This window comes from Paenibacillus sp. GCM10027630 (assembly GCF_042676305.1).
Classification (GTDB): Bacteria; Bacillota; Bacilli; order Paenibacillales; family NBRC-103111; genus Paenibacillus_S.
Genome location: NZ_JBHTGY010000024.1, coordinates 22266 through 33722, shown reverse-complemented (window position 1 = coordinate 33722; position 11457 = coordinate 22266). Strand labels below are relative to the sequence as shown.

Here is an 11457-nt window from a genome sequence, read left to right as displayed (position 1 = left end):
TATATTAAAAAGAAAGAATTAATTAATTCAGACCTAAACGCGTGAAGATAGTGTCCACATGCTTCAAATGCCAGCTAGGATTAAAGCAGTCCTCAATTTCCTCGAGGCTCAATTGCTCGCGGATGACCGAAGCATTCTCCACGATATCGCGGAAAGAGCGCTGCTCTTCCCAAGCTTGCATCGCACGCGGCTGAACCGTATCATACGCTTGCTCGCGGCTAAAGCCTTTGTCGATCAGCTTCGTCATAACGCGACCTGAGAAAGGCACGCCGTAAGTGCTTTGCATGTTGCGCTTCATGTTTTCCGGGAACACCGTCAAGTTCTTCACAATGTTGCCGAAGCGATTCAGCATATAGTTAAGCAGGATGGTAGCATCCGGCAGGATGATCCGCTCAACAGAGGAGTGCGAAATATCGCGCTCATGCCATAGCGTAACATTCTCATAAGCTGAGATCATGTGGCCACGGATTACACGAGACAAACCGGAAATGCTCTCGCAGCCGATCGGGTTACGTTTATGAGGCATCGCCGATGAACCTTTTTGACCTTTGGCAAAAGCTTCTTCCACCTCGCGGAATTCGCTCTTTTGCAGCGCGCGGATTTCCGTGGCGAACTTGTCCATCGAGGTAGCTATCAAAGCCAGTGTCGCCATATATTCAGCATGACGGTCACGCTGCAATGTTTGAGTCGAGATTGGCGCAGCTTTTGTTCCTAATTTCTCGCAAACATAAGTTTCAACAAACGGATCAATATTCGCGTACGTACCAACTGCACCGGAAATTTTTCCATACTGCACACCGTCAGCGGCAAAACGGAAACGCTCCAGGTTACGCTTCATTTCCTCCCACCACAACGCCATTTTCAAGCCAAATGTAGTTGGCTCTGCATGGACGCCATGTGTACGGCCCATCATCGGTGTATCTTTATACTGAACTGCTTTATCCTTCAGAATCTCGATGAAGTTCAGCAGGTCCTTTTCCAAAATTTCATTAGCTTGGCGAAGCAAATACCCAAGTGCCGTATCTACCACGTCAGTGGAAGTCAATCCGTAGTGCACCCATTTGCGCTCAGGGCCCACTTTTTCAGAAACTGCACGGGTAAAAGCTATAACATCATGACGAGTTTCCTGCTCGATTTCGTAAATACGGTCGATGTCAAAAGCGGCATTCTTGCGCAGCTCCACCACATCTTCTTTAGGAATGACGCCAAGCTCGGCCCAAGCCTCACAGGAAAGCAATTCAACCTCCAGCCATGCATTGAATTTGTTTTCCTCCGTCCAAATACGCGCCATTTCCGGTCTGCTGTAACGATCGATCATTGATAAAATCCTCCTTCTATATTCTACCCATCCAAGCCTTTCCTTATAGGCTTGTCGCAGGTTTGCCGTTCATGCTTTTTGGTTGTTGTCGTACTTCTAAGTATCTCACTAATACGGAAGATTTTCTGCCCTCGCCCTCCCGCATGTAAGCGTGGAGAGGCTCGCTCCGCGAAGCCAGAGCAGCCTCGACAAACGCGCTTCCACCACCAAAGCCCCTTTGAAGCATTAAGCCAATCTCCTTCCCCAGCCTAGCGGGTGTCCAGAGGGCGGCTGCCCTTTGGAGCCCTCCCGGCGGGGAGGGTTTGGGTGGGGGCTACTGGTTTGGGTGGGGGCTATTCCCATATGTTTGAAGCCTCTATCCATTGCAGTGCTTCATCGACAGAAGCCGCTAATACGTTCACATGCCCCATCTTGCGGTTATGCTTAGCCTCATGCTTGCCGTACAAATGAACTTTAGCGGTTGCACCACCCGCTTGCTGCTCGGATTCAGGCTGCACAATCCAATCCAGCAAAGGCTCGACATGCTGTCCCAGCACATTGCCCATTACAACCGGCGTCAGCAGATCTGTTGAACCCAGAGGCAGATTGCAGATCGCTCGCACATGCTGCTCGAACTGCGATGTTTTGCAGGCCTCCATCGTGTAGTGACCTGAATTGTGCGGCCGCGGCGCCAGCTCGTTGACGAACAGCTCACCTTCCCGGGTCAAAAACAGCTCAACAGCAATCAGCCCGATCACACCCATCGATTCGGCGATTTGCACCGCCAGTCGCTCTGCTTCCTGCTGAATTTGCTCTGATGTTCGGGCAGGAACTATAGATAGATGCAAAATATTATTTACATGTATATTTTCCGCTGCCGGGAAAGCTTTCACTTCACCTCGCGGACTTCTAGCCGCAATAACTGAGAGCTCCTTCTCGAAGTGGATGAACTGTTCCAAGACAAGCTCCGTCTTAGCACGGCTCAACGTTTCGTAAGCTTCCTCCACTTCATCAAGCGAGCGGATAACCCACTGCCCTTTGCCGTCATAACCGCCGGTTGCGGTCTTCAGCACACATGGCGTGCCGAAGCGTATCACCGCTTCTCGCAGCTCAGATGCGCTGCTGATTTCCGCATATGGCGCCACCTTCACGCCAGCGGCTTCAATAGCACGCTTCTCGCGCAGACGATGCTGCGTCGTGTACAGCAGCCTGCTGCCCTGCGGCACATAAGACTCTGCCATCAGCAGCTCTGTAACATCGGCGTCGACATTTTCGAACTCGTACGTGATGACGTCCGACTCCTCTGCGAGCGCCCGTGCTGCCTCCACATCGTGGTAAGCCGCCGTAATTTGCCGGTCAGCCACTTGGCCGCACGGCGCATCCGGCGTCGGGTCCAGCGTGACGAAGCGATAGCCCATCGCCCGCCCTGACAAGGCAAGCATCCGGCCTAGCTGGCCGCCGCCCAAAACACCGATGGTGCTGCCTGGACGAATCACCTTTGCCGCATCCAAACTGCCACTCCGCTTGTCACTCATTCCAGCACGCTGCTTTCGATTACCGCTTGACGAGTGCGCTCGCGGCGATCACGTACCTTTTCCTGCAAAGCAGGGTCGAAAGCCCCGATGATTTGTGCCGCCAACAAACCTGCGTTGGTCGCTCCGGCATGGCCTATCGCTACAGTAGCTACCGGAATGCCTCCCGGCATCTGCACAATGGACAAGAGCGAGTCCAAGCCGTTGAGTGTGGACGTTTTGACAGGAACACCAATAACCGGCAGCTCCGTTTTCGCGGCAACCATACCGGGTAGATGAGCGGCTCCACCCGCTCCAGCGATAATAACCTTTAATCCTCGTTCAGCCGCCGATGCCGCATAATCAAACATCAGATCAGGCGTGCGGTGGGCTGAGACAACCTTTTTCTCATAAGGAACCCCTAACTCTTCCAACATGTCGCAAGCATGCTTCATGGTCTCCCAATCCGACTTGCTTCCCATAATGACTCCTACAAGAACAGACATTTCGAACCTCCATGGTTTGCTCTATATAAAAAAACAAAAACGCCCGGCAAATAGAACGCCTAACACAAGATGTCGTTTGTAAGGTATTTCCTAAATTCTTCCCCTTCAACAAAATCGACAATCCCTATAAGCAGCCTATCAACAGGACGACAAGAATAAACTCAAGCGCAAGCTAAGGCCTAGCACCATTGTGCTGACCTTTCCGTTTACGCTACTCGTAGTCCAAAAATTAAAGGTTTCTGGGTAGATACTTACGGGCCATATCCCCGACATTATACGAGACGCATCGACATTTTTAGCTAAAAAAACAGTTAACTTTTACGTTTTTAGTTTACCAGTGATCAAAGGCTCATGTCAACCTAAAAAGACGAACGATATGTGAAATCCCACGTTAAAAGGTTCGCATTTCATCTGAATCAAAGGTCATATTCCTTCCACCAGCTTCCATTTTGTTTCAATTTAATAAGTATCTCATAGATTGCACGAATTTCTTCTTCCGTTAAATTCCCTGCTGACAGCTCTTCTGCTGTATATTCCAGCCATTTTTCAACCATTTGCAGCCCTTGTTCAAGAAAAATTTCATTGTCCGGGTCGTCCTCCAGCAGAAAAAACAGCATATCCTCCGCTTTTGCCAACTGCCCGTTCTCCGAATGATAAAACATCAATAGCTCCGTAATCCGTGACGACGTCCGATAATGCTGTACCTTCGGCAATAATTCATCCATTCTTTCCTTAATATCCGACTTGTAATCCAGCGCCTCTGGAAGTTGGTTTATTTCGAGCAGCAGCTCCAAAGACTTCAACCGACATCCCCAGCCATCCGCTTCCTGACCGTTTTCGAGCAGTACTTCGCTTTCTGCCTTCAGCATATCGCTAAGAAGCAGCCCTTTTCCCGTATCAAAGTATCCTTGCGAGGATAGCAAAGAAATCAAATCTTTGGCAGATAAAGCTCTCACCAGCTTCGAATTAAGCCCCAACAGCTGTTTCATCGCTTGCGCCAACAGCTCCAACGCCTCGGTAAACCGCTGATTTCGCCGCTGAAAAATAACCTTGCCCATCACCACACTGAATTGTTCGATCATTCGCAGCAGATAGTCTCTTTGGTACATCCCGGTTCCCCCCGTTCTTCATAAGCGGTTGTCGTCCTATTACTATTGTAGCGTAAATGAAACCTTATGGAAAAGTTTGCAGCTTGTTAACCTGATCCTTGCTCTCTACCACAGAAACCACAGCTCCTCACCGCTCAAACTTGGAAGCATCACTAAACATATTAGTTTTGTATAAATCTAGACGTATATCGTTTATTGTTCTATGGCGTAAAACTCTATACACTAACAGGTATTGCAGATGGATGGGAATGAATGACTGGCGCAAATGTTTATTTTTGCATACCATTATACATAATTGAGGGGGATTCAATATGAGTTCAAGCCAATACAATCAAGAGACCAAGCTGCATTACCGCAATCCGGCAAAACGCTGGCTCCAGGCGCTACCGCTTGGCAACGGGCGGATCGGCGCAATGGTCCATGGCGAAATCAACCGTGAAGTTATCCAACTCAATGAGGACTCAGTTTGGGCGCGAGGGCCAAAAAATCGCAACAATCCGGATTCTCAGCACACAGCCGAAGAAATCCGGAGGCTTCTAATAGAAGGCAAGCTTGAGGAAGCTCATGATTTGGCCGATATGGGCATGATGGGCGTGTCACGAAGACAGCCTCCTTATCAGACGTTGGGGGAGCTTAATCTGGTCCTCCCTGGACATAGCGAAAGTGAAGCGTCAGACTATTACCGTGAGCTGGATTTGGAAACCGGTATTGTCAAAGTGAGCTACCGCATTGGCACTATTGTGTATACAAGAGAGGTATTTGCCAGCGCTGCCGATCAGGCATTGATCGTGAGATTAACGGCCGATCAGCCGAATCAAATCCGCGTGGGCGCTAATTTGTTCCGTAAATTCGATGCGCTTACGGAAATTGAAAGCACGGATTCTGTCTCCATGGACGGACAATGCGGAATATGGGGAACGCGGTTTCACGTAAAATTGAAAGCTGTTCATGAAGGAGGAAGCAGCAGGACGCTCGGAGACCATATCTACGTAGAGGATGCCGATTCCGTCACTTTCATTTTGACAGTCGCTACCGACTACCGGCATAAAGAGTATCGGAATCACTGCTTGGAGGAGCTGCAAAATGCCGCCAGCCTGTCATTTAACCGACTGCGTGAGCGACATATTGCAGAGCATCGCCAATGGTTTGACCGAATGGAGCTGTCGATTTCCGGTAAAAATAGTGGTGATTTACATAATCTTGCGACAGATGACCGTCTCGATTTTGTCAGAAATGGCGGAGAGGATATTGGGCTGGTGACGCTCTTTTTCCACTATGGACGTTATCTGCTAATTGCAAGCAGCCGCCCGGGCACAATACCGGCCAACCTGCAAGGAATCTGGAATGACAGCTACGTCCCTTCCTGGGATTCGAAATATACAATCAATATTAATATTCAAATGAATTACTGGCCTGCGGAGGTTTGCAACCTCTCGGAGCTGCATTTCCCTTTATTCGATCATTTGGATGCCATGCTGCCTAACGGCCGTGAAACAGCGCGGGTACAGTACAATTCCCGAGGCTTTATGTGTCATCACAATACGGATCTTTGGGGAGATACTGCACCGACCGACTTTGCACGGGCTGGATTATGGCAGATGGGAGCGGCTTGGTTGTGCTATCATTTATGGGAGCATTATACATATAGCCTGGACAAGGAATTTCTCGCAGCCCGTGGCTATCCTTTAATGAAGGAAGCCGCCCTATTTATTCTGGACTTTATGATTAAGGATGAGCAAGGGAATCTACATATCGGTCCCTCGGTTTCTCCCGAAAATAGTTACCGGCTTCCCAATGGGCAAACAGGTCGGATTTGCATGGATCCGGCGATGGATGTCCAGATTGCCAAAGGACTTTTTGAACGGTGCATAGAAGCTTCCGCTATACTGCAAATAGATGAGCAGCTGCGAAACGAATGGAAAGAGGCCGGCAGCCGATTGCCCGAACCGAAGATCGGGCAATATGGACAGCTTCAGGAATGGGACGAAGACTATGAGGAGGTCGACCCCGGGCATCGCCATCTCTCTCACCTATTCGGGATTTACCCGGATCACCAGCTGCTGCGCGAGGAGAAATGGTCCGATGCAGCAAGAGCAGCATTAGAACGCCGGCTAGAGTATGGCGGCGGCGGTACGGGCTGGAGTCTCGCCTGGATTATCAGCTTGTGGGCACGATTCGGAGAAGGCGATCGAGCTAATGAAATGATCACCAAGCTGCTTCGTGTCAGTACGGCAGACAACATGCTCGATCTTCATCCGCCGCTTATTTTCCAAATAGACGGCAACTTGGGTGCAACTGCGGGTATCGCGGAAATGCTGCTTCAATCCCACGAAGGGGTCTTGCGCTTGCTTCCAGCGGTGCCAACCTCATGGACTAACGGGTATGTCCGCGGACTGCGGGCACGCGGCGGATACGAAGTTGCGCTTCGCTGGCAGGATGGTCAGCTGGAGCTTGCGGAGATCCAGTCTCTTGCAGGCGGACTCTGCACGATTCAGACGCCGGTCGACATTCATATTACTTGTGAAGATCAGCCTGTTGCTGTGAAGAAGCTGCCGTCCGGAAAGTATGAGTTTATGACCATTCCAAACGCCATATATGAAATTCGACTGGTTGCATAAATTGTTTTAATTCATAAGTAAGACCAACTCCTGAATCATACAAAGGGGTTGGTCTTTAAGATTTTAATCAAGTAAACCAGCAAGCGAGGTAGTTAGAGATGAACATATTAAACAAATGGTTTAATCGACGTACCATGTATTCAAGTATTTTATTTTCATATTTGCTCATGCTCATTATTCCACTGTTGATTGAAACCTTCAGTTATTTTCAATATTCCAATTTGATCAATAAAGAAACCGAAATGTACAACTTATCCTTACTCAAACAATCCCAACGGGTTTTGGATGACCGTCTGCAAACTATAGAGGAAATGACGATTAATCTTTCATTGGATACCCAGGTTCAGCGATTTATTAATGTATCGGAAAATATGGATGCAGTTGATAAATACAATATGAGCAAGTTGATCGAAAGCTTAGCCAGCTATAAGAAAACTAACAGCTTCATTCATGGCATTTATATATATTTTCCAAAATCAGGCTCTGTAATAACGGAAACCGCTAAATCGACAGTTCCTGACTTCTATAAATATGTTTATCGGTATGCGGACTGGGGCTTCGATGACTGGAAATATTCAATCAATCAAAATCACAACCTGGAATATCGAGCAGCTCAAGTCACATTAAGCGATGCATCTGATCCTAACCAAGTCATCTGTCTGCTGCAATCCGTATATCAAGGTTCCATCAAGCAGCCGGTGGCAACTATCGTCGTAACCATTGATGCCAAGAAAGTGGAAGCACTTCTCTCGGACGGGCCTTCAGCGTTAGGCAACCTCTATGTTCTGGATCGTTCCGGCAGCACTATATTTGGACTCGGGGATCATTCACTGTTATCCGCCATGTCTAACGAGCAGTTGGTCAGCCATCAAAGCTCTCGTATTCACGTGAACAACCAGTCTTTTCTTGTATCCAGTATTCACTCATCTTACCGTGACAGGCAATATGTATCGATCACATCTGTTGAATTTTTAAAAAATGATCTAAAACGAATTACCGACCTGGTCATCTTAGTTACGATTGGTTTAATTACCGCTGGAATTGTCCTGGCATTTATCCTCGCCAAAGGAAAGTACAGGCCGATCAAAAAATTGGCTGACGGGTTCCTGGCAAAAATGAGATCAGCGCCTACCGATGCAGCTAACGAGCTTCAGCAAATTGAATGGGTTGCCGACACCGCTTTTAAGGAAAAAGAAAACTTCCTGCAAGCTATGCAGAGGCAAATGCCTGTCATGCGCTCCAACATGCTTTTAACCTTAATGAAGGGCAGCATTTCAGCCGAGGAAAACTCCTTCGAAGATATCGGCATACAATTTAACGCTCCTTATTTCAGCGTCATTGTTGTGCATGTGGATCAATACCACGAAAGTAAGCTTAAGGAACGCAACTTATCCAAATTTGTAATCAGCAATGTGCTCGAACATTTGGGCAGAGAGGTCGGGCCCTCCTATGCCGTAGACTTGGATGTCGACCGCGTGGCGCTGTTGATCAACTTAGCTGATGAGAGCGAAGCCGACCGCCAAAATTTACATGATGTCGCTGTAAAAGCATTGGAATTTATTCGAGCCAAGTTTAATAACACGATTACGATTAGTATCGGCGGCATACATGATGAGCTGGAAGGCATTTATCACTCCTATCTGGAGGCTTTCCGCGCGATGGAATATCAAATCATTAGAGGATATAGCAGCATCATAACCTTTGATGAAATTAAAGCCCTGCATAAGCCGCAAACCTATGTATACCCGATCCAGACGGAGGAGCTGCTCATAAGCAGCATTAAACACGGTGATCTTAAAAAAGTTCGTGAAATCATGAATGATGTTTATGAAATGAATTTTATATCCGGTCAATTGCCTTTGGAAATGGCCCGCTGTCTTTTCTTCGACATGATGGGGACATCCATAAAGGTACTCAACTCTTCGGTTATGGACTACGAAAAGATTTTTGCGGGCGGTCCGCAGCCCTACGAGCTGCTTATTTCCAGTCGTACCATCCAAGAGATGCAGGGAACACTTTTATGGATTTACGAGCAAATTTGCGAGCACATCCAGGAGGATAAAAAGAAGCACAGCCACCATCTGGAGGATCGTATCACCTCTTATTTACAGGAAAATTATACCGATCCCGATCTCAGCCTGACGAAAGTAGCAGGTGTTTTCAACCTGAGCTCTACGTATTTATCCGGTTTTTTCAAAGAACAGAGCGGAGAAAACTTTCTGAATTATGTAAACAAGCTGAGAGTAGAAGCCGCCAAAAAGATTTTAGTGGAGCAATCGATATCCCTCCAAGAAATCGCAGCCCTAGTAGGCTATTCCAATAATGTAGTATTAATTAGGAATTTCAAGAAGTACGTCGGCATGACACCCGGTGAATACAGGGAAAAAAACACTTCAACGGACCATAAGAAATGATAATGAAAATAATATAATCGCTTTCCGCAAATATAATCAATGCCTGGAAGTATTGTTTCTTTACCGAATCCTGCGATTTCTTTATGATAAGCCTCATGCAGCGATAGATAAGGAATGGAGGTAGAGGTTATGGAGGCAACCCGCAAGGAAGCAACCACGGAAGTATTCAAACAGCGGCGTGCTGAGCCCACCAAGCTTCAAGTACTCGGCAAGGATCTTCTGAAGAATAAATACATTTATCTGATGATGCTTCCCGGGATTGTGTATTATATCGTATTTCATTATATTCCCATGTATGGTGCTACGATTGCATTTAAGAACTTCACACCGGTGGCCGGCATATGGGGAAGCTCCTGGATAGGCTTCAAACATTTTCAAGACTTTTTCAACAGCTATTATTTTTTGCGAATCATTAAAAACACCCTATTAATTAATTTCTATTCCTTATTATTTGGTTTCCCCGCACCGATCATTTTGGCTTTGTTATTGAATGAGGTACGGAAGCTGTGGTTTAAAAGAACGGTTCAAACGTTAACTTATTTACCTCACTTCGTATCTGTAATGGTTATATCCGGTTTGATTGTCGATTTCACTTCCAAAAACGGATTGATCAACGATATCATCGAATGGTTTGGCGGTACCCGGGCAAATTTGCTGATGAATGAAGATCTGTTTCGTACGATTTTTGTCAGCTCCGGCATTTGGCAGGAGATCGGGTGGGGTTCGATTATTTATTTAGCGGCCTTGTCAGGAATCGATCAGGAACAGTACGATGCAGCGAATATCGATGGTGCAGGCCGCTTCAGGCAGATGCTGAGCGTTACGCTGCCAGGCATTATGCCGACCATTATCATTTTGCTCATACTGAGAATCGGTCATATGATGGATGTGGGATTCGAGAAGGTCATCCTGCTGTATAACCCTTCCACTTACGCAACAGCTGATGTCATATCTTCCTTTGTTTTTCGAAAAGGGATAGTTGATGCCAATTACAGCTACAGTGCAGCGATCGGGTTATTCAACTCCCTCATTAATTTTATCCTGCTGATTGGGGCCAATAAATTAAGCCGGAAATATTCGGATTCGAGCTTATGGTAAGGAGTGAAACATGTGAAACGAAACATAGGCGAGACTCTTTTTGATACAACGAATGTCATCCTTCTAGGTTTACTGACCATTGCCACATTATATCCATTTTTGCACGTAGCTTTCGCTTCCATTAGCAGCCCTTCAGAGCTTGCAGGCCACAGCGGTTTACTGTTGTTTCCACGCGGCTTCCAATGGGAAGCATACAAGCTTGTGCTCAGCAATAATTTGATCCTAACCGGCTACAAGAACACTCTAATCTATGTAGTGGTAGGAACTACGCTAAATATCATTGTGACGTCATTAATGGCGTATGCGCTTTCCCGCAGAGGAGTTATGCTGCGAAACCATGTTATGATGTTCGTCGTATTTACAATGTTTTTTAGCGGGGGCTTGATTCCAACCTATCTTATGATAAAGGGCTTGGGACTTTTAAATACAATGGGCGCCATTGTTTTACCAGGCTTGATCAGTACGATGAATCTCATTATTATGAGAACTTATTTTCAATCGATCCCGGAGAGCCTGGAGGAATCTGCGAAGCTTGACGGTGCTGGAGATTGGGTTATTTTACTCAAAATTATTATCCCGCTATCCATGCCGGTTATTTCAGTAATGATATTGTACTACGGCGTTGGACATTGGAATGCATGGTTTAATGCATCTATTTACTTGAACAAGTCGGAGCTATTTCCTTTGCAGCTTGTTCTCCGAAATATATTGATCGGCAACAGCACCGATGACATGATGGTATCCCTTGGAGTTGACCAAAAAGGTCAGGACATGAGCGAGGTCATCAAATATACGACCATTATGGTTGCAACTATCCCGGTGCTGCTTGTATATCCTTTTCTGCAAAAGTATTTTGCCAAAGGCGTTATGATCGGCGCCATCAAAGGCTAAGCCACAATTACTT

At 46.9% G+C, this 11457-nt stretch carries 8 protein-coding genes and 1 riboswitch; of the genes, 4 read left to right on the top strand and 4 right to left on the bottom strand.

The features are described 5' to 3' along the window. Positions 1–22: 22 nt before the first annotated feature. The 4 genes from purB to ACFQ0C_RS11510 form a co-directional block, all read right to left on the bottom strand. Complete coding sequence (purB, locus tag ACFQ0C_RS11525) at positions 23–1318, bottom strand: adenylosuccinate lyase (protein WP_171656643.1); 1296 nt, start codon at positions 1316–1318, stop codon at positions 23–25. Positions 1319–1650: 332 nt separating this feature from the next. Beyond that, positions 1651–2832, bottom strand: coding sequence for a 5-(carboxyamino)imidazole ribonucleotide synthase (purK, locus tag ACFQ0C_RS11520; RefSeq protein ID WP_379366854.1), 1182 nt, complete (start codon positions 2830–2832; stop codon positions 1651–1653). Continuing rightward, entirely contained in the window at positions 2829–3314 is a 486-nt protein-coding gene (purE, locus tag ACFQ0C_RS11515; RefSeq protein ID WP_258217934.1) for a 5-(carboxyamino)imidazole ribonucleotide mutase, read from the bottom strand. The genes purK and purE overlap by 4 nt, the downstream gene beginning before the upstream one ends. A gap of 198 nt (positions 3315–3512) precedes the next feature. After that, a riboswitch (purine riboswitch) is annotated at positions 3513–3614 on the bottom strand. Between the two features lie 116 nt (positions 3615–3730). Further along, positions 3731–4423 (bottom strand): DUF6483 family protein, encoded by a 693-nt coding sequence (locus ACFQ0C_RS11510; RefSeq protein ID WP_379366851.1) that lies wholly within the window; start codon positions 4421–4423, stop codon positions 3731–3733. 311 nt (positions 4424–4734) lie between these two features. Between ACFQ0C_RS11510 and ACFQ0C_RS11505 the strand changes: the two genes are divergently transcribed. The 4 genes from ACFQ0C_RS11505 (at position 4735) to ACFQ0C_RS11490 (ending at position 11444) form a co-directional block, all read left to right on the top strand. Beyond that, on the top strand, positions 4735–7041 hold the full coding sequence (locus ACFQ0C_RS11505; protein WP_379366849.1) for a glycoside hydrolase family 95 protein: 2307 nt from the start codon (positions 4735–4737) through the stop codon (positions 7039–7041). Positions 7042–7139: 98 nt separating this feature from the next. After that, a complete protein-coding gene (locus ACFQ0C_RS11500) occupies positions 7140–9455 on the top strand; it encodes a helix-turn-helix domain-containing protein (RefSeq protein WP_379366847.1) in 2316 nt (771 codons plus the stop codon). 129 nt (positions 9456–9584) lie between these two features. Then, positions 9585–10553, top strand: coding sequence for an ABC transporter permease (locus ACFQ0C_RS11495; protein WP_379366845.1), 969 nt, complete (start codon positions 9585–9587; stop codon positions 10551–10553). A 12-nt stretch (positions 10554–10565) separates the two neighbouring features. Then, positions 10566–11444: a carbohydrate ABC transporter permease gene (locus ACFQ0C_RS11490; protein ID WP_258217940.1), complete on the top strand. Its 879-nt coding sequence runs from the start codon at positions 10566–10568 to the stop codon at positions 11442–11444. The last annotated feature ends 13 nt before the right edge of the window (positions 11445–11457 follow it).

Coding starts and splice junctions, on each gene's coding strand:
- purB (WP_171656643.1), bottom strand. CDS start 1,318: ATGATCGATCGTTACAGCAGACCGGAAATGGCGCGTATTTGGACGGAG.
- purK (WP_379366854.1), bottom strand. CDS start 2,832: ATGAGTGACAAGCGGAGTGGCAGTTTGGATGCGGCAAAGGTGATTCGT.
- purE (WP_258217934.1), bottom strand. CDS start 3,314: ATGTCTGTTCTTGTAGGAGTCATTATGGGAAGCAAGTCGGATTGGGAG.
- ACFQ0C_RS11510 (WP_379366851.1), bottom strand. CDS start 4,423: ATGTACCAAAGAGACTATCTGCTGCGAATGATCGAACAATTCAGTGTG.
- ACFQ0C_RS11505 (WP_379366849.1), top strand. CDS start 4,735: ATGAGTTCAAGCCAATACAATCAAGAGACCAAGCTGCATTACCGCAAT.
- ACFQ0C_RS11500 (WP_379366847.1), top strand. CDS start 7,140: ATGAACATATTAAACAAATGGTTTAATCGACGTACCATGTATTCAAGT.
- ACFQ0C_RS11495 (WP_379366845.1), top strand. CDS start 9,585: ATGGAGGCAACCCGCAAGGAAGCAACCACGGAAGTATTCAAACAGCGG.